The following is a 21,223-nucleotide window of genomic DNA, read 5'->3' on the forward strand; positions in this document are numbered from 1 at the left end:
CCCTCGGCCCGAAACACCCTCTGGAGTGACCCCGATGTCCCCCGCGCTCCCCGCCGCGTACGCCGTCCCCTTCGCGGAACTGGCCCTCGCCAACGTCGTACGCGAGTACCCCAACGCACCCGCCCACCTCTACGCCGGGCCCGAGGAACTCGTCGCGCCCCGTGAGCTGCACCCCGCGTTCTACGGAGGCTACGACTGGCACTCCACGGTCCACATGCACTGGCTGCTCGTCCGCCTCATGCGGCGCTTCTCCGCGACCGGCGACCTTCCGGCCACCCTCACCACCCGGGTCCGCGAAGTCCTCGACACCCATCTGACCCCCGAGAACATCGCCGTCGAGGCGTCCTACCTGCGTGGCCGGCCGCACTTCGAGCGCCCCTACGGCTGGGCCTGGCTGATCGCGCTGGCCGCGGAGTGCCGGGCCCTCGCCACGCCCGACGGCGTCCGCTGGGCCGACGCCCTGGCCCCCGGCGTGGCAGCGGTCGGGGACCTGCTCACCGCCTGGCTGCCCAAGGCGACGTACCCGGTCCGGCACGGCGTCCACAACAACAGCGCGTTCGGGCTGGGCCTGATCATCGACGCGGGCACGGCCGCCGGGCTGCCGGCGCCGGTCCTGGACGCGGCGGCGGAGCGGCTGCGGACCTGGTTCACCGACGACCACGACGCCCCCGCCCACTGGGAACCCTCCGGTCAGGACTTCCTCTCCCCCGCACTCGTCGAGGCCGACGCGATGCGCCGGGTGCTGCCGGTGGCCGAGTTCCGCACCTGGATCGCCGCGTTCCTCCCGGCCCTGGTCTCCGCCGCGCCCGACTCCACTCTGCTGGACCCGCCGGTGGTCTCCGATCACGCCGATCCGCAGATCGGCCACCTCCTCGGTCTCACCCTGAGCCGGGCGGCCGCCCTCCGCACGATCGCCGACGCGCTCCCGGACGGCCCGGCCCGTACCGCGCTCCTGGCCTCGGCCGAGGCCCATCTCGCGCTCGGCCTGCCGACGGTGTCCTCCGGGGACTTCTCCTCGGACCACTGGCTGGCGACGTACGCGGCACTGGCCCTGGACACGGCGCCCGGGCACTGAGAAGGCGCACCGTCCCGCGCGCCCGGCCGGGGGACGGGCCGGGCGGGCGGGGCGTACGTCCTACCCTCGGCGTATGAGCGACAGCGGCACCTCCGAGACCGGCCCCTCAGAAAACCCGCACACCGGCGGCGCCCTCCGTGACCGCTGGCGCGGGACGCTGCTCGCCGCACGCGGCGGGACGGCCCACGGTCCCGATCCCGCCCCCTACGCCGACGCCCTCCTCGCGCGCTGGGCCGAACCCCAGCGGCGGTACCACACCACCGCCCACCTGACACAGGTCCTGGACCACGTCGACACCCTGGCCGGCCACGCCTCCGACCCGGAGCTGGTGCGCCTCGCCGTCTGGTTCCACGACGCGGTCTACCGCCCCGACCGCTCCGAGAACGAGGAGCGCAGCGCGGCGCTCGCCGAGCGCGCCCTGCCCGAGGCCGGTGTCCCCGACGCCGCGACGGCCGAGGTCGCCCGGCTGGTCCGGCTCACCGTCACGCACGATCCGGCGGACGGCGACACCAACGGCGAGGTGCTGTGCGACGCGGATCTCGCGATCCTCGCGGCGGCCCCCAAGGAGTACGCGGCATACGCGGCGCAGGTGCGGGAGGAGTACGGCTTCGTCCCGGACGACGCGTTCCGCGAGGGGCGCTCCGCCGTCCTGCGACAACTGCTGGCGCTGCCCCGGCTGTTCCGTACGCCTCACGGTGCGCGGGAGTGGGAACCGAGGGCGCGGCAGAACCTGACCACCGAACTGGAGCTTCTCAGCCGGTGAGACAAGGGAATGACAGGGACGACAGCACTGTTGGCCACTGTCATGCCCGATTCTGCTTCCAGCCGTCCCCGTATGCCGATGGCCGTCTACATCCTCGGCCTCTCGGTCTTCGCTCTCGGTACCAGTGAGTTCATGCTGTCCGGGCTGCTGCCGCCCATCGCCGACGACATGGGCGTGTCCATCCCGAAGGCCGGACTCCTCATATCCGCCTTCGCGATCGGCATGGTCGTCGGCGCCCCGCTGCTGGCCGTCGCCACCCTGCGGCTGCCCCGCCGCACGACGCTCATCGCTCTCATCACGGTCTTCGGGCTGGGCCAGGTCGCGGGCGCGCTGGCACCGACGTACGAGGTGCTGTTCGTCTCCCGGGTCCTGAGCGCACTGGCGTGCGCCGGATTCTGGGCGGTGGGCGCGGCGGTCGCCATCGCGATGGTGCCGGTGAACGCGCGGGCCAGGGCCATGGCCGTGATGATCGGCGGGCTGTCGATCGCCAACGTGCTCGGCGTACCGCTGGGAGCGTTCCTCGGGGAGAGCTTCGGGTGGCGTTCGGCGTTCTGGGCGGTGGGGGCCGCGTCCGCGATCGCCCTCGTCGGCGTCGTCACCCGCATCCCGCGCATTCCGCTGCCGGACGAGAAGCCGCAGCTCAAGCGCGAGATCGCGATCTACCGGGACCGTCAGGTGTGGCTGTCCATCGTGATCACGGCCCTCGCGGCGGGCGGTGTGTTCTGCGCGTTCAGCTACCTCGCACCGCTGCTGACGGATGTGGCGGGACTGGATTCGGGCTGGGTGCCGTGGGTGCTCGGGCTGTTCGGTGTCGGCGCGCTGATCGGGACGACCATCGGCGGCCGGGTCGCGGACGCGCACCTCTTCGGGGTGCTCCTGAGCGGGATCAGCGCCTCGACGGTCTTCCTGGTGGCACTGGCCCTCTTCGCGTCGAACCAGGTCGCCGTCGTCGTCCTGGCGTTCCTGCTGGGGCTGTCCGCCTTCTACACGGCGCCGGCCCTCAACGCCCGGATGTTCAACGTCGCGGGCGTCGCCCCGACGCTGGCGGGGGCGACCACCACGGCCGCGTTCAACCTGGGCAACACGAGCGGCCCGTGGCTCGGCGGTGCGGTGATCGACGCGGACTTCGGCTTCCGGGCGACGGCCTGGGCGGGTGCCGCGATGCTGGTGCTCGGTCTGGCGGCGGTGACGGTCTCGCTGCGACTGCGCGGCGGCGGTACGCCGTCCCGCCGGATCGCGGGCACAGGGGTACACACCGGCGGGGAGCAGCACACCGGCACGGATCAGGTCGCCGGTTCCGAACACGCCGGGGGCACGGAGCATGCCTACACCTGAACAGATCTGGGCGGACGCCGATCTCCCCGCCCGCCGGCTCGCCGGGCTGGCTCTCAACCCGTCCGTGCCGACGAGCATTCTGCTGCGGCTGCTCGCCGACGCCCCGCCGGCCGTACGGATGGTGCTGTGCCGGGACCGTGCCCTGCCCGACGCCGTCGTCGACGCGGTGATCGAGCACCCCGACACCCGCACCCGCAGCTTCTTCGCCCGTAACCATCACGTCGATCCGGACCAGCGGGTTCGACTGCTGGACGACCCCGAGTGGTTCGTCCGGGCCCACCTTGCCGAGGGACCTCGGACGGCCCTCCTCGCCCGGCCCCGGCCCCTGCCCGACGAGGCCGTCGTCCACATGATCAGCACGTACGACGACGAGCTCCTGGGTGGTCCCTTCTACCGGCAGATCTCGGCCGGTCTGCGCCGGTCCATGCCCACCCACCCGATCGCGAAGGTCCGCCGCTGGGGCGTCGGCATGTGGGCGTCACTGTCCGCCGACCTTCGGGCCGCACTGCTGACGGACCCCGACGACGGCGTCCGCGAGACGGCCCGGCGACATGCGTGCCATCAGGACCCGGTGTGGGTGGAGAGCGCGCTCCCTGACCGGCCGTGCCACGCCCGCGTCGACATGCTGCTCCACAGTGCCCTGAGCAGAGCTGTGGTGGACAGCGTCCTCGCCACGCCCGTGGGCGTGGAGGACAAGGCGATGATCGCCGTCAACCCCACCCTCCCTCCCCGTGCCGTGATCCTCCTGGCCGCCGATCCGGACCCGGAGATACGGGGCCGGATCGCGCACCGCGCGGACCTGGGGCCCGCCGAGCGCCGAGCTCTGGTCGCCGATCCCGACCCGGCCGTGCGCACGAGGGTCGCGCACCGCGCGGACCTGGGGCCCGCCGAGCGCCGCACGCTCGCGACGGACCGCGACCCGGACGTCCGGCTGGCCGTGTCCGTCCACCCCCGGCTGAGCGAGGAGGAACGCGCCCGGATCGACTACGAAGTCCCCCAGGACGACGACTTCGAATTCCGTTTTCCGTCCGAGACACCCCAGGACCCCGAGTCCGTCCGCCGGAACGCACTCTCCGGTCACCCACTGCTGCGCCGGCAGGCGGCCGGCGATCACCTGCTGCCACCGGACCTCGTCGCCCGCCTGGCCGACGATGACGACCTCGGTGTGCGCGTCCTGCTGGCCCAGAACCATCCGGACGCCCCCGCACCACTCCTGTTGCGCAGTTTCCTCGAGTACACCGGCCCCGGGCGCGGTCACCTCACCACCCGGCCGGACTTCCCGACCGACGGGCTGGCCGCCCTCGCCGACCACGAGGACCCCGCGGTCCGGGCCTTGGCCGTACGCGACCCCGGAACCGGGCCGGAAGCCGTGGACCGGCTCTCCCGGGACCCGGACCCTGCCGTGCGGGCCGCGGCGACACGCCACCCGAATCTTCCGGAGTCCCGGCTGGCGGAACTCCTCGACGACCCGGAGGCGGCCCACGACGCCGCCGCGAACCCGGCGCTGAACCCGGACACGGTGCGCCGGCTGGTGAGGACGAACGGCCTGCGGGCGCGGCCGACGGCGTAGAAGACCCGGCGGAAGGCCCGCCGCGCCCATCGGGGAACGAGCGGGCACCGACGGGGCCGCGGTCAGAGGGCGGGCCGCCCCTTCGGCCGCCGCAGCCCCGCCTCGGTGAGGCGGCGCACGATCTCCTTCGACCCGACCTCCCGCGCCCCGGCGCGCACCGCGTCCGCGTAGTGCGCCTCGGGCACGTCGTAGTGGTCGCGCTCGAAGGCGCGGGGCGGGCAGCCGATCGTGGCGGCGAAGGCGTGCAGTTCCTCGAACGACACGTCACTGACCAGGTGCGACCACAGGCGGCCGTGCCCCGGCCAGGTCGGCGGGTCGATGTAGACGGTCACCGGCCGAGCACCTCGGCGAGCGATCCCACCCGCGCGACGGCCACCGTCGCCTTCGTGCAGACCCAGTGCGGGTCGGGGCCGAGCTCCGGCTCGACGTCGAGGGCGTGCGGTCCCTCGTCCGTGCACACCGGGCACAACGGCCAGCGCCCGTGCTGCTCCAGGAGCGCGTCCTGGACGTCCTGCGCGACGAGCCCCGTGACGAAGGACACGCCTTCGGGCCACTGCTCGACCCACCACCTCCGGTGGGCTATCGCGTCCTCGACCATCGAGACGATCCCGGCTTCGGCCACATCTCCCGCGACGAGGTCGGCCATCACCAGCGCACGCGCGGTGTGCAGCTCCTGTTCCAGGCTGTTCAACTCCATGGCCCCATTGTCCCCCTGTCCTCCGTACGGCAGAGCGTGATCCTTCAGAGGTAGGGACCAAAGGGGGGTTGACGGGATTCACCCGTGAAAATATCTTTCAAATGTGACCAATGAAGTGAAGGAAAGTTTCAATCCGGACTCCCCGCCCGCCCCTGCGGCCCTCGCGGCCAAGGTGCGGACCCTGGCTCCGTCCATGACCCGTTCCATGCAGCGGGTCGCCGAAGCCGTCGCGGGGGACCCCGCCGGGTGTGCCGCCCTCACCGTCACCGGTCTCGCCGAACTCACCGGCACCAGCGAGGCGACGGTCGTCCGCACGGCCCGCCTCCTCGGCTACCCGGGCTACCGGGACCTCCGTCTCGCGCTCGCCGGCCTCGCGGCCCACCAGCAGTCGGGCCGGGCACCCGCCGTCACCGCCGACATCGCGGTCGACGACTCCATCGCGGACGTCGTCACGAAGCTCGCCTACGACGAGCAGCAGACCCTCGCCGACACGGCCGCCGGTCTCGACACGGTGCAGCTCGGGGCGGCCGTGGCGGCCGCGGCGACCGCGCGCCGCATCGACATCTACGGCGTCGGGGCGTCGTCACTCGTCGGCCAGGACTTGGCGCAGAAGCTGCTCAGGATCGGCCTGATAGCCCACGCCCACATGGACCCGCACCTCGCCGTGACCAACGCCGTGCAGCTGCGCCCCGGCGACGTGGCCATCGCGATCACCCACTCCGGCTCCACGGGTGACGTCATAGAGCCGCTCCGGGTCGCCTTCGACCGGGGCGCGACGACGGTCGCGATCACAGGCCGCCCCGACGGCCCCGTCTCGCAGTACGCGGACCACGTGCTGACCACCTCCACAGCGCGGGAGAGCGAGCTGCGGCCCGCCGCCATGTCGAGCCGCACCAGCCAGCTCCTCGTCGTCGACTGCCTGTTCATAGGAGTCGCCCAGCGGACGTACGAGACGGCCGCGCCCGCACTGTCCGCCTCGTACGAAGCGCTCGCCCACCGCCACACGCCACGCAGCCGCTGACCCCGGCAGCACCCGCACCCCCGCGATCCGAACCAGAACGAGAAAGCAGAGCGCTGTTCATGACCTCCACCACCGACGCGAACGCAGACACCCCCGTACCCGAGGGTTACGGCGAACTGCGCGCCCAGCTCGCCACCCTCACCACGGAGGCGTTCCGGCCGGAGCTCGCCGAGATCGACCAGCTGCCGACGCAGGAGATAGCCCGCATCATGAACGGCGAGGACAGCACCGTCCCCGCCGCCGTGGCCGAGAAGCTGCCGCAGATCGCCGCCGCGATCGACGCCACCGCCGAGCGCATGGCGCGCGGCGGCCGGCTGGTCTACGCGGGCGCCGGCACCGCCGGCCGTCTCGGTGTGCTCGACGCCAGCGAGTGCCCGCCCACCTTCAACACCGACCCGTCCGAGGTCCTCGGCCTGATCGCGGGCGGCCCCTCCGCCATGGTCAAGGCCGTCGAGGGGGCCGAGGACAGCAAGGAGCTGGCCGCCGCCGACCTCGACGGCCTGGGCCTCACCGCCGACGACACCGTGGTCGGCATCTCCGCCTCGGGCCGCACCCCGTACGCCATCGGCGCCGTCGAGCACGCCCGCGCCAAGGGGGCGCTCACCCTCGGCCTCTCCTGCAACGCGGACTCGGCGCTCGCCGCGGCAGCCGAACACGGCCTGGAGATCGTGGTCGGCGCCGAGCTGCTCACCGGCTCGACCCGTCTCAAGGCGGGCACGGCCCAGAAGCTCGTCCTCAACATGCTGTCGACGATCACGATGATCCGGCTCGGCAAGACCTACGGGAACCTGATGGTCGACGTGCGCGCTTCCAACGAGAAGCTGCGCGCCCGCTCCCGCCGGATCGTCTCCCTCGCCACCGGCGCCGGTGACCAGGAGATCGAGGCGGCACTCGCCGCCACCGACGGCGAGGTGAAGAACGCCATCCTCACCATCCTCGGCGGGGTCGACGGACCTACCGCCGCCACCCTCCTGGCCGAGTCCGACGGCCACCTCCGCGCGGCCCTCGCGGCCGTCCGCACCACCTGACGCACCACACCCCCGCACAGCAAGGCACCACGCACCATGGCTACTGAAGACAAGAACCGCGCCACTGCCGCCGCGATCCTGCCGCTCGTCGGTGGCGCTGCGAACGTCAGCTCGATCGCCCACTGCATGACCCGGCTCCGGCTGGGCCTGCACGACCGCTCCCTCGTCGACGACGAGGCCCTCAAGGCGGTCCCCGCCGTGATGGGCGTCGTCGAGGACGACACCTACCAGATCGTCCTCGGCCCGGGCACCGTCGCCCGGGTCACCCCCGAGTTCGAGCAACTGGTGGAGGACGGCCGGGCGTCCGGGACGCCCGCACCCGCGCACACGGCGGAGGAGCTGGCCGACAAGGGCGCGGCCCTCAAGGCGCAGCGGAAGACGAAGAACGCCACCCCGTTCAAGCTGTTCCTGCGCAGAATCGCGAACATCTTCGTCCCGCTGATCCCCGCCCTGATCGGCTGCGGCATCATCGCCGGCCTCAACGGCCTGCTGGTGAACCTCGGCTGGCTGACCTCGGTCACCCCCGCCCTGGCCGCGATGGCCTCGGGCTTCATGGCCCTGATCGCGGTCTTCGTCGGCTACAACACGGCGAAGGAGTTCGGCGGCACGCCGATCCTCGGCGGCGCGGTCGCGGCGATCATCGTCTTCCCCGGGGTCGCGAACATCGACGCCTTCGGCCAGACCCTCTCCCCCGGCCAGGGCGGCGTCCTCGGCGCCCTCGGCGCCGCGGTCCTCGCGGTGTACGTCGAGAAGTGGTGCCGCCGCTGGGTGCCCGAGGCACTGGACGTCCTGGTCACCCCGACGCTCACGGTGCTGATCTCCGGCCTCGTCACGATCTTCGGCCTGATGTACGTGGCCGGCGAGGTCTCCTCCGCCATCGGCACGTTCGCGGACTGGCTGCTCTCCACCGGCGGCGCGGGTGCCGGCTTCCTGCTCGGCGGCTTCTTCCTGCCGCTGGTGATGCTGGGCCTGCACCAGGCCCTGATCCCGATCCACACCACGCTGATCGAGCAGCAGGGCTTCACGGTCCTGCTCCCGATCCTCGCCATGGCCGGAGCCGGCCAGGTCGGCGCGGCAGCGGCCGTGTACCTCCGTCTCCCCCGGAACGAGTCGATCCGCAAGACCATCAGGTCCGCCATGCCCGCAGGTCTGCTGGGCGTGGGCGAACCCCTGATCTACGGTGTCTCGCTCCCGCTGGGCCGCCCGTTCGTCACGGCCTGTGTGGGCGGCGCCTTCGGCGGCGGCTTCGTGGGCCTGTTCAACCAGCTCGGCGACTCGGTCGGCTCGACGGCCATCGGCCCGTCCGGTTGGGCCCTGTTCCCGCTCCTGGACGGCAACCACGGCCTCGGCTCCACGATCGCGATCTACGCGGGCGGCCTGCTCGTCGGCTATGTCGCGGGGTTCGTCGCCACGTACTTCTTCGGCTTCAGCAAGGCCCTGCTGGCGGAGTTCGACGTCAGCCAGGAACCGGCCGCCTCCACGGTCGCGGCCACCGGCCCGGCCTCCCCCTCGGGCTCGGGCGACACCCAGCCGAAGAAACCCGCCGGAGTCTGAACGCGCCGCTCGCGGGCCGCGAGCGGTCACGGGGAGCCCAGGAGATTTTCCGTACGAACACGTGTGTGTAGGCAATGCATCGCCGGGCACACGCTGCTCCGGAGGTTGATAACAATGGTTCCCCTGCTTCTCGTTCTTCTGCTCGCCCTGATCCTTTTCGGTGCCGGTTTCGCACTCAAGGCACTGTGGTGGATCGCGGTGATCGTGCTCGTGGTCTGGCTGATCGGATTCTTCGTACGCCCGGCGGCCGGCGGCGGTAAGCGCGGCCGGTGGTATCGCTGGTAGAAGACTCTGAACAGCACTGATGCGGGTGGCCCAAGACCTGATGGTCTTGGGCCACCCGCATTTTCGCGTGTTATCGAGATTCCATGGGTGTGGACCGGAGAAGTAGGGGCAGCCGATTCACTGAGCGGCACTCCTCATCATCCCGATGAGAATCGCCGTGCCGAATTAACCGTCGAGGAGGGAGCCGAAGAATGAGCGACAACCTGTGGGGCTACCAGCCTACGAGCGGCCACACCGCGGGCGCCGATCTGACCGGATTCTCGGTCGAGGCGACGGACGGAAGCATCGGCAAGGTCGACAAGCACTCCGACGACGTGGGCTCCGCCTATCTGGTCGTCGACACCGGCGTCTGGATCTTCGGCAGGGAAGTTCTGCTCCCGGCAGGCACGGTCAAGGGGATCGACACCGAGCACAAGAAGATATTCGTCGACCTGACCAAGGACCAGATCAAGGACTCCCCGGAGTTCGACAAGCACAAGCACGCGAACGACCCGGGCTATCACGCCCAGGTCGGCGGCTACTACGACGGCTACCGGCTCGGGTGACACCGCAGCACCACACGCACAGCGGGGCCGGCTCCTCATACGGAGCCGGCCCCGCTGTCGCGGTGTGCAAGGCACCGGCGGGCTCTCCCGGGGAGCAACCCGTCGCCCACCGGCATCTCAGTGTCCGCGTGGCCCTCCGCAGGACGAGCACGCAGAGGCCGTTCAGACGGGGAAATCCGCTGTCAGCAGGGTGACATCGAAGGGCCCGGGCAACGAGAGCGGCTTCCCGAAGGGCTCCGAGTCGGAGTGCTTGTACGTCCCGTCCTCGCTCGGCTCCGTGAACAGCGTGGACATCGCACCACGCGTGTCGAACCGGTCGATCAGCAGGTACATCGGGACGCCCGCCCGCGCATAGGCGCGGTACTTCTTCGTCCTGTCCTCCCGGGCGTTGCCCTGAGACGTGATCTCGACGATCAGAAGCCCCTCGGACGCGTCCAGCGGGTCGCTGATCTCCGGGTCGGCAGCCGCGATCAGCTCTCTCGGCATCACGACGAGGTCCGGAACGTACAGCTTGTCGAGGGGCGCGACGTGCACACCAAGCGTCTGGTAGATCCCCAGCTCATCGGGGAGGCCCCTGTAGAGAACACGCTGCACCGTTTCGGCGATGCCGTTGTGGTGCGCATGAGGCGGCGGTACCAAGACGATCTGCCCGTCGTCGATCTCGGCGCGCCACCCCTCGGGCACGTCCAGTTCCTGCCATGTGCGCAGCAGGTAGTCCCACAGGCGGCCCTCAGAGCCCTGATCGCTTTCGGCGGCGGTCATCGCAGGTCCCTCCTCCTGTGGCCGTACGCGGGAGCGTAGATCGACTTGTTCGCGGCGGTCCGCCGCTCCCCTCAGCGTCCCACGATCGTGTGACGCTCGCAGTGACCTCACCGCAGGTGTCCCTGCGCTCGTCGAGCCCGAGGAACCGGCCACCCGTTCTCACGCATCTCTCCAGACATGACGAACGGCCAGGCACGTGGCGGCAGCACGCACCGAACGGCCCCGGGAGGCGAGCGGCCGGCGGAGGGGGCGTACGCGGCGGAGCCCGGCATCGTCCGCACCACACTCGCCGTCCTGCGCCGCGACGGGCTCCGGCTGTACGGCCGGGCGGCCCGCGTCACCGGCCTGGTCGCGCTGGGCGGACTGCTGCTGACCGTCGTGGGGTTCGTCGCCGCCTGGCCCGAGTTCACCGAGATACGGCTGGGCGCGATACAGGCCCGTATCTACGAGGACTCCTACGCCCCCGACGGCACCCGCGTGAACACGATGTGGCTCATCCTGCTCGCCTGCCTGCCGTTCCTGATCCTGCTGCTGCACCTGGCATGCGCCTCCCTCCAGACGGCGTGCTCCCGAGCCGCCGCCGAAACGGGAGACTGCGGCCCGCGTGGCCGTTTCCGTACGGTCCTCGGTGTGTACGCGCTGCGCGGGGTGCTCGTGTGGACCCCTCTGGTGCTCGGCATCCTGGTGGAGGAGTACTTCACCACCACCCTGTTCAGGGAGTACACCGCGATCGTCCCGAAGTGGGAGTACCCCAACCTGTTCCCCCTGCTGTCCTACGGCGCGCCCCTGCTGGGCCTGGCTCTGACGCTGCTGCTCCGGTTCGGCTGGGTCCTGGCCCCGGCAGCCTCCGCGAACGAAGGCCTCGGCCCCCTGGCCGCGCTGCGCCGCTCCTGGTCGCTGACCTGGGGCCGGGCGATCTCCTGGTTCCGCACCCTGGCCGTCGCGCTGCCCCTGGGCGGGCTGACCGTCGGCCTGTACCTACTGCTCCAGGCCGCCGCCCGGCCGACGCGCTCCCGGGCGGCCTCCCTGTTCCTGGAGTGGGGCCCGGACAACACCTACGCCGCCTACGTCGCCGGGGTCCTCGCCCCCATCGCCGTCGCCCTGCTGCTCACCGGCGCCCTGGTCCTCCCTCCGGCTCACACCACCCTGGCGGTACTCCACCAGCGGCTCGCCCGGACCGGGGAGCGGCGGTCCCCGGGCACGGCGGTCACCCCGGCGTGACCGCCGGGGCGGGCCTCACGGCAGGTGCTTCCCACTCAGGACGGCAGCCTGCCCTCGCGGTTGATCTCCGTCACCCGGGCCCGCAGCACCAGCCCCGGTGGAGCCGGCCGGACGGATTCCGGCGGGCAGTCCCACTCCGCGCCGCCGCCCGGCGGACGCAGCTGCAGATACGGCCCGACGCGGCCCATCACCCGGCCCACCCGGCCGTCCCGGCCGTCGACCGCGAAGGTCCCGGGCTCCGGCATACACGGCTCCAGTCCTTCAACTGTCATGAGCGGCCTTCGCTTCGAGCCGCTCGCTCAGCCGCAGCGCCGTCTCGATCGAGCACCGGCCGAGGTCCACCAGCGCTGCCGGCTCGTCGCCCGCGCACGACACCGGGTCGATCCGCAGCGACGGCAGCTTCACGCCGACCCCCGCGAGCCCGTCCCGCAGCCGCGCCACCGCGTCCTGTGCCGCCTGCACTCTGCCCGCTGCCTCTTTGCGCCGTTCCGTAGCCGTCGTCATGATCTTCCCCATTTCCACGCTGAGTAGTTGGTATGCCTACTCAGCGTGGCCAATTCCTCGCTACCGTGGGAGAGGTGCCGCTCCAACTCCCGCACGCCGGCCACAGGGAGGCGCCTTGGCCGAGCCCGGGCCCTGCTCCGCCATCCCAGAAAGGCCTTTCGCAGGACGACCCGGGGGCGCCCCTGTTCGTCAGCGCTTGCTTCATCGGGCAACGGGAGGCGGGTACGCGACGAATGCGGGCCGACCAGGACCAGGAGCCGGACGAGGCGCTGGGCGGGGCGGCTTCATCGCGCGGAACTGCGTCGCGCTGAAGCAGCCGAAGCGCCCGGCCCCCTTCGCGGTGGCGGCGGAGGCGGAGGCCGTCGCTCGCCACCGGCCTCAAGCCCGCCCTGGACCACCGGCCAGGACGTGCTGAGTCCTGACAGCGGAGGCAGGGTGTTCCGACCCGGGCCGCTCCGTCATGGGCTCTGCGCTTGCCCGGAGCTCGACTGCTGCCCCGTCGCACGGCGGGATGAGTCCACGATCTGCTGCAGGGCCGCGGCGTGTTTCTCCAGCGCGGCGCGCCCGGCCGCGCTCAGGGCCACCCAGGTGCGGGGGCGCTTGCCGACGTAGCCCTTCTTGACGTCGACGTAGCCGTGGCTCTCCAGCGTGCTGATCTGCTTCGAGAGGGCGGAGGCCGAGACCTCCGCCGTCTCTCTGACCCACGACCACTCCGCCCACTGGGTGCCCGCCAGCAGCGACACGATGGTCAGCCGTGTGGAGTCGAGGAGCACGGAATCGAATTCAGCGCGCGGCACCCGGATCCTCCGTCACCGATCGCGCGCCACGCACTGCGCGGGCCCTCACCGCCTGGTCCCACGCCGGCCCCAGGAAGATCACGGCGGCACCCAGCAGGGCCCCGGCACCCGAGCGCCAGTACGGCAGGTCGAGCGATACGCGGGATCCCAGCACCGAGATGACCAGGCCGGTCGCCATGACCGCGAGCAGCGTGAGCCGCCTCCGGCGCAGGAACGCACCGTCCAGTTCCTCCTTGCGCCTGCCTGTGCGGTGGCCGAGCAGAGCCGAGCCCCGCCGCGTGCGCAACAGGACGACGTAGGCCACCGCCAGCGCCGCGTATCCGATGGACACCCAGGCCTGCGCGTCATCGCCGACCCAGTCGGGCGCGGCCAGCAGCAGGAAGGCCGCGAGGCCAAGGACGACGTACACCCACCTCGCACCCCCGCTGCCCTCGGCCGCCTGTATCCGGCGCTGCTCGACGTCCCGCAGAGTACGTGCGGCCTCGTCCGGTGTCGGATTCGGATGCACAGACATCGCTACCTCCATGAGTCGAGGGCGGGGCGGTACACCCAACCCTGTTTCCTGTAAGGAAACTAGTTTCCCCATGTAGGTGAGTCAACCACCCGGCACGCACCAAATCCTCTGGGCGTGAGTGGACGAGGCCGGAAACCGGGATGGGATTCCCCTTGATCGTGGACACCCGGAGGGTGAGATCCTGCGGTTCCGGAGCAGGTACCACCAGGTGGGAAGTACGTACACGAAGCGCAGACCGAGGAGCTCAGCGGCGCGCGGTCACGCTCGTCGAACCTCGGCGAGACGATCACCGTCGTCGCCCGGACCTCGGTACCGATGCCCGCGCTCGGCTGGTCCCGCCGGGCCCAGGCGGACCGGGGCGAAAGTGAGTCCGGCGAGCCGACCGGCGCAGGACGCGAGGAACTCAGCGGCCGCTATCCACCCCCGCCCTGGTCCACAACTGCGGCAACACGGCCTGGAAGTCATCAGCGCCCGCAACACCGCCATGCTCGAAGCCGTCGCCGAACCTTCCTCCCATCGTGATCAGTGACCTCTTCGGCGTCAGCGCAAGCAGCGCCCACAGGTGGGCTCGGTTCACCCAGGACAGCTGGACGCACTACCTCTCTGCCTGCTCCGACGACGAAGCGGGATCGGCAGAGGGATCTTGATGTCAGTGGTCAGTTCAGATTCCCCCACCGCCGGCCACAGGAAGCCATCCGGCCGTGCCTGCACCGGGTCGCAGAGCCTTCTTCGACTGGGAGCGTCGCCTGTCACGGCAGTTGGTTGAACGCCTGGTCGGCATCGGCTACGGCTTCGGGGTGAACGTCGTGGGCGGTGCGACCATCGGCGATCTTCTGCCAGTTGGTCCGGGCGAGCACCCGTTGGACCGCGAGTACCTGGGCGGCCAGCAGGCGTGCCTGGATGCCCTCGCCGAGGGCGTCCGCCAGCGCCTCTTCGTCCTCCAGCTGGTACCGCGTGAGCCGTCCTGCCAGGCTCGGCGTGGTGAACACCAGCCGATGGAACGCCACCACCTCGGGGTGATCGTTGAGGCCGGTGACGGGGTCGTACCGATCGAGGCCGGCCCGGAAGTGCCGGTGCAGTGCCGTCACCGGTTCGATGCCGGACCTACGGTCACGTACGACGCGTGCCGCCTCGCCCTGATGGTCCGCAAACCGGTGCAGCACCAGGTCTTCCTTGGTGGGGAAGTACCGGAAGAGGGTCGGCTTGGAGATTTCGGCTGCCGCGGCGATGTCGTTGACCGAGACACGGTCGAAGCCGCGCTCCAGGAACAGCGAGACGGCCGCGTCGCCGATGGCGTCGCGCGTCCGCTCCTTCTTGCGGGCCCGCAGTCCCGTCGACTCGCTCATCCGATCACCGTAACATTCGTGACCGAGTTGCGTTTTTAACCGAGTGACGTTTTCATGGGCGGCATGCATCAGACGGACATTCCTCCCGTGCTCGTAACCGGGGCGACGGGCCGGGTCGGCCGCGTCGTCATCGACCAACTCCTCGACGCGGGCGTGCCGGTCCGTGCCCTCACCCGTCGCTCCGAGGCGGCGGCGACGCTGCCGGCGAAGGCCGAGGTCTTCGTCGGCGACCTCACCGTGCCCGAGTCCCTCGACCCGGCATTGAGTGGCGCCGGTGCGGTCTTCCTCGTCTGGACCGCCCCGCCTCAGGCCGCGGAGGCAGTCGTCGAGCGGCTCGCAGCCCACGTGCGGCGGGTCGTCTTCCTCTCCTCCCCGCATCAGACGCCACACCCCCTCTTCCAGCAGCCCAATTCCATGGCGGTGCTGCACGCCGGCATCGAGCGGCTCATCGCGGCCACCGGCCTCGAGTCGACGATCATCCGGCCGGGGATGTTCGCGTCGAACTCGCTGGCCTGGTGGGCGCCCGCGATCCGGGCCGGCGAGGTCGTCCGGTGGCCTTACAACGCCTCCGAGTCGGCACCGGTCGACGACCGCGACATCGCAGCCGTCGCGGCGCGAACGCTCTATCAGGGCGGCTACGTGGGAGGCGACTACGTCCTTACGGGCCCCGAATCGCTGACCCAAGCCGCGCAGGTGGACGTCATCGGTGACGCCCTGGGGCGCCGGATCGCATTCGAGGAGATAGCGCCGGACGAGTTCCGAAGTCTGTGGGAGAGTACGGTGCCCAGCTCGGCCGTCGACATGCTGCTCGCCGCGTGGAGTGCGGCGGTCGGACAGCCCGCGTACATCACCACTGCGGTGGCCGACATCCTCGGGACGGCGCCGCGAACGTTTCGCCAGTGGGCCGTCGACCACGCCATCGCGTTCACGGAGGGTTCGTGACCTCGTCGACCGCGACCTGCGGCCCAGGCCGCAGCCCTCAGTCCGCCGTTGCCCCGGCCCCACCTCCGGAACGTGCCGAGCGCGTGGGCGCGTGCGGCTCAGGCAGCCCGGGGCACCGTGCGTACCGACAGGACGCGCGCCTGCGGTCCAAGTGCGCGACATCGAGTGGCGCCTGCGGGCCCGACTGAACAGTGCAGGGTCAGAACGCCGCCTCTTCACCAGTCGGCCGGCAGCCGGCTGCCCAGGCCGCAGCCCGATCGCCTCTAGCGGAAGCCCCGGAAGACGCCGTCGTCACCCGCGGCGGCGACGAAGTCCTCCCAGTCCATGTTGCCGAGGTAGATGTTGTTCTCGATCGACCACAGTTCTGCGGCTGTGACGCGCAGTTCGCCGAACTGCTGCTCCGCGTCCTCGCCGTCGCCCTCGCCGTCGTCCTCGTCGTCGTCGTCCTCGTCGTCCTCGTCGTCCTCGTAGGGCGGGACCGCGAGTAGCGGCATCCCAGGCGCGAAGAGCGCGGTCGTGTCCGCCACGATCAACATGGAGTCACTGTTACCGCTGGCGAGGGCCAGTGCGAGGACCTGTTCGGTCGTCAGATCGCTGTAGTCGGCATCGTCCACTATGTGAACATTCGCGAGGAAGCCGTCCTTGTTCGGCGTTGTGATCGCCGTATGGAGGGCTTGCCAAGCCGACTGGTCGGAATAGTCAGTGCGGATCAGCAAACTGTTGTCCGTCTGCGGCAGGCTCTTCAATGGAATTCTCTCCCAGTGGGCAGGTTCAGCAGTGCTGCGGACTGCAGCGCGCGGTGTGTCCTCAGTGCTGACGCTATGCGCCGGGTCTGACAGGAGGCCCGCTTCGGCCCGCCGCCCCACACCGCGCCCTCGGGCAAGCGGGTGGCCGTCGCCGGGATCGAGTCCTTCGGCCCGTCCGGCGAGTACCGGACCTGACCTCTTCCGCGGACCGGCCCCGAACCGTCCATGCCCGCCACCGCGTACGACGCCGGCCCCCGGGAACGAATCCCGGGGGCCGGCGTCGTACGGGTACTGCGGGTACCGCTCGAACTGCTGATCCGAGGATCAGAAGTCCATGTCACCGCCCGGCATGCCGCCCGGAGCGGCCGCAGAGGCCTTCTCCGGCTTGTCGGCGATGACGGCCTCGGTGGTGAGGAAGAGCGCGGCGATGGACGCGGCGTTCTGCAGGGCGGAGCGCGTGACCTTCGCCGGGTCGATGATGCCCTCGGCGATCATGTCGACGTACTCGCCGGTCGCGGCGTTGAGGCCGTGACCGATCGGCAGGTTGCGCACCTTCTCGACGATGACGCCACCCTCGAGACCACCGTTGACGGCGATCTGCTTGAGCGGGGCCTCCAGCGCGAGCTTCACGGCGTTGGCGCCCGTGGCCTCGTCACCGGTCAGGTCGAGCTTCTCGAAGACGGCCGAGGCCTGGAGCAGAGCCACGCCACCACCGGCGACGATGCCCTCCTCGACAGCGGCCTTGGCGTTGCGCACCGCGTCCTCGATGCGGTGCTTGCGCTCCTTGAGCTCCACCTCGGTGGCGGCGCCGGCCTTGATGACGGCCACGCCGCCGGCCAGCTTCGCGAGGCGCTCCTGGAGCTTCTCGCGGTCGTAGTCCGAGTCGGAGTTCTCGATCTCGGCACGGATCTGCTTGACGCGGCCCTGGACCTGGTCGCTGTCGCCGCCACCGTCGACGATGGTCGTCTCGTCCTTGGTGATGACGACCTTGCGGGCGGTGCCGAGCAGGTCGACGCCGGCGTTCTCCAGCTTGAGACCGACCTCCTCGGAGATGACGGTGCCACCGGTGAGGATGGCGATGTCGCCGAGCATGGCCTTGCGGCGGTCACCGAAGCCCGGAGCCTTGACGGCGACGGACTTGAAGGTGCCACGGATCTTGTTGACGACCAGGGTCGACAGGGCCTCGCCCTCGACGTCCTCCGCGATGATCAGCAGGGGCTTGCCCGACTGCATGACCTTCTCGAGCAGCGGAAGGAGGTCCTTCACGTTGCTGATCTTGGAGTTGACGATCAGGATGTACGGGTCGTCGAACGACGTCTCCATACGCTCCATGTCGGTCGCGAAGTACGCCGAGATGTAGCCCTTGTCGAAGCGCATACCCTCGGTGAGCTCGAGCTCCAGACCGAAGGTCTGGGACTCCTCGACGGTGATGACGCCTTCCTTGCCGACCTTGTCCATCGCCTCGGCGATCTTGGCGCCGATCTCGGTGTCGGCAGCGGAGATGGAGGCCGTCGAAGCGATCTGCTCCTTGGTCTCCACGTCCTTCGCCTGCTCCAGCAGAGCGGCGGAGACGGCCTCGACGGCCTTCTCGATGCCACGCTTCAGAGCCATCGGGTTGGCACCCGCGGCGACGTTGCGCAGGCCCTCGCGGACGAGCGCCTGGGCGAGAACGGTGGCGGTGGTCGTACCGTCGCCGGCGACGTCGTCCGTCTTCTTGGCGACCTCCTTGACCAGCTCCGCACCGATCTTCTCGTACGGGTCCTCGAGCTCGATCTCCTTGGCGATGGAAACACCATCGTTGGTGATCGTGGGCGCGCCCCACTTCTTCTCGAGGACGACGTTACGGCCCTTGGGGCCGAGGGTGACCTTGACGGCGTCGGCGAGCTGGTTCATCCCGCGCTCGAGACCGCGCCGTGCCTCCTCGTCGAACGCGATGATCTTGGCCATGTGAAGTGGTCCTCCCGGACAGGGGTGGATTTCTCCGGACCGAGAGGCGCCCGCGACGGACGGCCAGCGTGCTCTGTGGTTCCTTGCCCCACGGAGCCTGCGGGCCTCACCGGCCCGGTCCAAGTTCTGTCACTCTCACCTGGAGAGTGCTAACGCCAATAATTAGCACTCGACCCCTGCGAGTGCAAGCGTCCCCCTCCGTCGGTGGACAACCGGGAGGGGCGCACACACGCACGAAGGGCCCGTCCCCCTCTTCGGAGGTACGGGCCCTGCGTGTGTGAGTGGTGTCGTCGGCCGACCGCGCCGAGCTCAGCCGACGGCGAGCTTGACCATGTCCGCCTGCGGCCCCTTCTGGCCCTGCGAGATCTCGAATTCAACTCGCTGACCCTCTTCGAGGGTGCGGTATCCGTCCATCTGGATCGCGCTGTAGTGGACGAAGACATCCGCACCACCGTCGACCGCGATGAAGCCGTACCCCTTCTCCGCGTTGAACCACTTGACGGTGCCCTGAGCCATAGCCTTACTCCCCTATTACTGGCCCTTGCGCAGGTCCGCACTTCGCGGACCCGGGTCAGAAGTCACCCTCCGACAGGAGAGGGTGGCGTGCGCCGGAACGCGTCGACCGCGGCCGAATGTATCTGCCCAACTGCCCTCTGCAACAGGTCAATCGGACGAGAATTCTGGGCACGGGCGACCGCACGCAAGGGGCGAATTCGCTGGATTCCAGGGCAAGTCGGGCCTGACAAAGGCCACTTATGCCTCAAGGGGTTCACGCACTTTGGCTGTTTCTTGCCGCGGCCGGGCGCATTCTCATATGCGGGCGGCACGGGAAGCTGCGGTGACTTCCCCAACTCTACCGCGCTCAACCATGCGGAATGGCCCCCTCCACATGTTGTGCGGAGAGGGCCACTGTGCTCACGCCGTGCGGTCGGGCAGCCGCGCCCGGGGCCGTGCGGTGATCAGCCTCCGGCGACGGCCGGGATGATCGAGACGCCGGCGCCGTCCGGGGTGACCGCGTCCAGGCCGCCCTCGAAACGCACGTCGTCGTCGTTGACGTACACGTTGACGAAGCGTCGCAGCTTGCCCTGGTCGTCCAGGACGCGGGCCGCGATGCCCGGGTGGTTCTGCTCCAGGGAGGCGATGACCTCGGAGAGGACCGACCCTTCCGCCGGGACCTCGGCCTGACCGCCCGTGTAGGTGCGGAGGATGGTGGGGATGCGGACCTTGACGCTCATGTACGTGCCTTCCTTCGGTCTCGGGTGGTCAGTTGGCGGCGGCGAGGCCCGCGTCGCGGAACGCGTCCAGACTGGGCCGGATCGTCGCCGACAGGCCCGTCGTGGGAGCGACCGCGTCCAGGGTCTTCAGCCCGTCGCCGGTGTTCAGGACGACGGTCGTCAGGGCCGGGTCGAGCAGACCGGCGTCGATCAGCTTCTTCGTCACACCGACCGTCACCCCGCCCGCGGTCTCCGCGAAGATGCCCTCGGTGCGGGCCAGCAGCTTGATCGCGTCCACGACCTGCTCGTCGTTGACGTCCTCCACCGCGCCGCCGGTGCGCCGGGCGATGTCCAGGACGTACGGACCGTCGGCCGGGTTCCCGATCGCGAGGGACTTGGCGATCGTCTTCGGCTTCTGGGGGCGCACCACGTCGTGGCCGGCCTTGAAGGCGGTGGAGACCGGGGAGCAGCCCTCGGCCTGTGCACCGAAGATCTTGTACGGCTTGTCCTCGACGAGGCCGAGCTTGATCAGCTCCTGCAGCCCCTTGTCGATCTTCGTGAGCTGCGAGCCGGACGCGATCGGGATGACGAGCTGGTCGGGCAGCTGCCAGCCGAGCTGTTCGCAGATCTCGTACGCCAGGGTCTTGGAGCCCTCGCCGTAGTACGGCCGCAGGTTGACGTTGACGAAGCCCCAGCCCTCGCCGAGCGGGTCGCCGATGAGCTCCGAGCAGAAGCGGTTGACGTCGTCGTAGTTGCCCTCGATGCCGACCAGTTCACCGCCGTACACCGCGGCCATGACGACCTTGCCCTGCTCCAGGTCGTGCGGGATGAACACGCAGGAGCGGAAGCCGGCGCGGGCGGCGGCGGCACCCACCGCACCGGCGAGGTTGCCGGTGGAGGAGCAGGAGAGGGTGGTGAACCCGAAGGCACGGGCGGCCTCGACGGCGATCGCGACGACACGGTCCTTGAAGGAGTGCGTCGGATTGCCGGAGTCGTCCTTGACGTACAGGCCGCCGGTCACGCCCAGCTCACGGGCGAGGTTGTCGGCCTTCACGAGCTTCGTGAAACCGGGGTTGATGTTGGGCTTGTCGGCGACGTCGGAGGGGACGGGCAGCAGCGGCGCGTAGCGCCAGATGTTGTCCGGGCCCTCGGCGATGCGCTTCTTCAGCTCTTCGGGGGAGCCGCTCGGCAGGTCGTACGCCACTTCGAGCGGCCCGAAACAGGACACACAGGCGAAAATGGGGCCGAGCTCGAAACGCTCGCCGCATTCGCGGCAGGAAAGTGCTGCGGCGGGACCGAGGTCCACGGCGGAAGAATCGGTGTTCTCTGCAACTGTCTGCACGGCCATGATGGCGGA

The 21,223-nt window shown here is 70.3% G+C and carries 24 protein-coding genes; 11 read left to right on the top strand and 13 right to left on the bottom strand.

Features of this window, described 5'->3' with window-relative positions; genetic code table 11:
- Positions 1-34: 34 nt before the first annotated feature.
- The 4 genes from ABZ441_RS21810 to ABZ441_RS21825 all read left to right on the top strand — a co-directional run bounded on the left by ABZ441_RS21810 (position 35) and on the right by ABZ441_RS21825 (position 4,743).
- Entirely contained in the window at positions 35-1,075 is a 1,041-nt protein-coding gene (locus ABZ441_RS21810; RefSeq protein ID WP_358976647.1) for a DUF2891 domain-containing protein, read from the top strand.
- 73 nt (positions 1,076-1,148) lie between these two features.
- Positions 1,149-1,838 (top strand): hypothetical protein, encoded by a 690-nt coding sequence (locus tag ABZ441_RS21815; protein ID WP_358976650.1) that lies wholly within the window; start codon positions 1,149-1,151, stop codon positions 1,836-1,838.
- Positions 1,839-1,910: 72 nt separating this feature from the next.
- The gene (locus ABZ441_RS21820; RefSeq protein WP_358976769.1) at positions 1,911-3,173 is read left to right on the top strand and encodes a Cmx/CmrA family chloramphenicol efflux MFS transporter; all 1,263 of its coding nucleotides are present in this window, start codon (positions 1,911-1,913) and stop codon (positions 3,171-3,173) included.
- Positions 3,160-4,743, top strand: a complete 1,584-nt coding sequence (locus ABZ441_RS21825; RefSeq protein WP_358976653.1) for a hypothetical protein — start codon at positions 3,160-3,162, stop codon at positions 4,741-4,743. The genes ABZ441_RS21820 and ABZ441_RS21825 overlap by 14 nt, the downstream gene beginning before the upstream one ends.
- Positions 4,744-4,805: 62 nt before the next feature.
- Here ABZ441_RS21825 and ABZ441_RS21830 read toward each other — a convergent pair whose 3' ends face one another.
- On the bottom strand, positions 4,806-5,075 hold the full coding sequence (locus ABZ441_RS21830; protein WP_205018143.1) for a DUF4031 domain-containing protein: 270 nt from the start codon (positions 5,073-5,075) through the stop codon (positions 4,806-4,808).
- Positions 5,072-5,440, bottom strand: coding sequence for a hypothetical protein (locus ABZ441_RS21835; protein WP_358976656.1), 369 nt, complete (start codon positions 5,438-5,440; stop codon positions 5,072-5,074). The genes ABZ441_RS21830 and ABZ441_RS21835 overlap by 4 nt, the downstream gene beginning before the upstream one ends.
- 103 nt (positions 5,441-5,543) lie before the next feature.
- On the opposite strand from ABZ441_RS21835, the gene ABZ441_RS21840 reads away from it, so the two are divergent.
- The 5 genes from ABZ441_RS21840 (at position 5,544) to ABZ441_RS21860 (ending at position 9,873) form a co-directional block, all read left to right on the top strand.
- Positions 5,544-6,461 (top strand): MurR/RpiR family transcriptional regulator, encoded by a 918-nt coding sequence (locus ABZ441_RS21840; protein WP_358976659.1) that lies wholly within the window; start codon positions 5,544-5,546, stop codon positions 6,459-6,461.
- A gap of 59 nt (positions 6,462-6,520) precedes the next feature.
- Positions 6,521-7,489 carry an N-acetylmuramic acid 6-phosphate etherase gene (murQ, locus tag ABZ441_RS21845; protein WP_358976661.1) on the top strand — a complete coding sequence of 323 codons (969 nt, stop codon included), beginning with the start codon at positions 6,521-6,523 and terminating at the stop codon, positions 7,487-7,489.
- A gap of 36 nt (positions 7,490-7,525) precedes the next feature.
- Positions 7,526-9,043 (top strand): PTS transporter subunit EIIC, encoded by a 1,518-nt coding sequence (locus ABZ441_RS21850; RefSeq protein WP_358976664.1) that lies wholly within the window; start codon positions 7,526-7,528, stop codon positions 9,041-9,043.
- A gap of 114 nt (positions 9,044-9,157) precedes the next feature.
- Positions 9,158-9,328: a hypothetical protein gene (locus ABZ441_RS21855; RefSeq protein ID WP_031093367.1), complete on the top strand. Its 171-nt coding sequence runs from the start codon at positions 9,158-9,160 to the stop codon at positions 9,326-9,328.
- Between the two features lie 191 nt (positions 9,329-9,519).
- On the top strand, positions 9,520-9,873 hold the full coding sequence (locus ABZ441_RS21860) for a PRC-barrel domain containing protein (protein WP_358976668.1): 354 nt from the start codon (positions 9,520-9,522) through the stop codon (positions 9,871-9,873).
- Positions 9,874-10,035: 162 nt separating this feature from the next.
- On the opposite strand, the gene ABZ441_RS21865 is transcribed toward ABZ441_RS21860, so the two are convergent.
- Positions 10,036-10,635: a Uma2 family endonuclease gene (locus ABZ441_RS21865; RefSeq protein ID WP_358976671.1), complete on the bottom strand. Its 600-nt coding sequence runs from the start codon at positions 10,633-10,635 to the stop codon at positions 10,036-10,038.
- A 177-nt stretch (positions 10,636-10,812) separates the two neighbouring features.
- Between ABZ441_RS21865 and ABZ441_RS21870 the strand changes: the two genes are divergently transcribed.
- The gene (locus ABZ441_RS21870) at positions 10,813-11,856 is read left to right on the top strand and encodes a hypothetical protein (RefSeq protein ID WP_358976674.1); all 1,044 of its coding nucleotides are present in this window, start codon (positions 10,813-10,815) and stop codon (positions 11,854-11,856) included.
- Positions 11,857-11,891: 35 nt separating this feature from the next.
- Here ABZ441_RS21870 and ABZ441_RS21875 read toward each other — a convergent pair whose 3' ends face one another.
- The 5 genes from ABZ441_RS21875 to ABZ441_RS21895 all read right to left on the bottom strand — a co-directional run bounded on the left by ABZ441_RS21875 (position 11,892) and on the right by ABZ441_RS21895 (position 15,017).
- Entirely contained in the window at positions 11,892-12,101 is a 210-nt protein-coding gene (locus ABZ441_RS21875) for a hypothetical protein (protein WP_358976676.1), read from the bottom strand.
- Positions 12,102-12,117: 16 nt separating this feature from the next.
- Positions 12,118-12,360 carry a hypothetical protein gene (locus tag ABZ441_RS21880; RefSeq protein ID WP_358976679.1) on the bottom strand — a complete coding sequence of 81 codons (243 nt, stop codon included), beginning with the start codon at positions 12,358-12,360 and terminating at the stop codon, positions 12,118-12,120.
- Between the two features lie 458 nt (positions 12,361-12,818).
- A complete protein-coding gene (locus ABZ441_RS21885; protein ID WP_358976682.1) occupies positions 12,819-13,157 on the bottom strand; it encodes a transcriptional regulator in 339 nt (112 codons plus the stop codon).
- Positions 13,144-13,671, bottom strand: a complete 528-nt coding sequence (locus ABZ441_RS21890; RefSeq protein ID WP_358976685.1) for a hypothetical protein — start codon at positions 13,669-13,671, stop codon at positions 13,144-13,146. Before ABZ441_RS21890 ends, ABZ441_RS21885 begins: the two co-directional genes overlap by 14 nt.
- 749 nt (positions 13,672-14,420) lie before the next feature.
- The gene (locus ABZ441_RS21895) at positions 14,421-15,017 is read right to left on the bottom strand and encodes a TetR family transcriptional regulator (RefSeq protein ID WP_358976688.1); all 597 of its coding nucleotides are present in this window, start codon (positions 15,015-15,017) and stop codon (positions 14,421-14,423) included.
- 87 nt (positions 15,018-15,104) lie between these two features.
- Between ABZ441_RS21895 and ABZ441_RS21900 the strand changes: the two genes are divergently transcribed.
- On the top strand, positions 15,105-15,959 hold the full coding sequence (locus ABZ441_RS21900; protein ID WP_358976691.1) for an NAD(P)H-binding protein: 855 nt from the start codon (positions 15,105-15,107) through the stop codon (positions 15,957-15,959).
- 263 nt (positions 15,960-16,222) lie between these two features.
- Here the strand turns inward: ABZ441_RS21900 and ABZ441_RS21905 are convergent, their stop codons facing one another.
- From ABZ441_RS21905 to thrC, 5 genes are all read right to left on the bottom strand, one after another.
- Entirely contained in the window at positions 16,223-16,573 is a 351-nt protein-coding gene (locus tag ABZ441_RS21905) for a hypothetical protein (protein WP_358976694.1), read from the bottom strand.
- 456 nt (positions 16,574-17,029) lie between these two features.
- Positions 17,030-18,652 (bottom strand): chaperonin GroEL, encoded by a 1,623-nt coding sequence (gene groL, locus ABZ441_RS21910; protein WP_033297197.1) that lies wholly within the window; start codon positions 18,650-18,652, stop codon positions 17,030-17,032.
- A 309-nt stretch (positions 18,653-18,961) separates the two neighbouring features.
- Positions 18,962-19,168, bottom strand: coding sequence for a cold-shock protein (locus ABZ441_RS21915; RefSeq protein WP_003967346.1), 207 nt, complete (start codon positions 19,166-19,168; stop codon positions 18,962-18,964).
- Positions 19,169-19,611: 443 nt separating this feature from the next.
- On the bottom strand, positions 19,612-19,887 hold the full coding sequence (locus tag ABZ441_RS21920) for a MoaD/ThiS family protein (protein WP_358976699.1): 276 nt from the start codon (positions 19,885-19,887) through the stop codon (positions 19,612-19,614).
- Positions 19,888-19,915: 28 nt separating this feature from the next.
- The gene (gene thrC / locus ABZ441_RS21925) at positions 19,916-21,214 is read right to left on the bottom strand and encodes a threonine synthase (protein WP_358976702.1); all 1,299 of its coding nucleotides are present in this window, start codon (positions 21,212-21,214) and stop codon (positions 19,916-19,918) included.
- Between the last annotated feature and the right edge of the window lie 9 nt (positions 21,215-21,223).

The organism is Streptomyces sp. NPDC005752 (assembly GCF_040630715.1).
GTDB lineage: Bacteria > Actinomycetota > Actinomycetes > Streptomycetales > Streptomycetaceae > Streptomyces.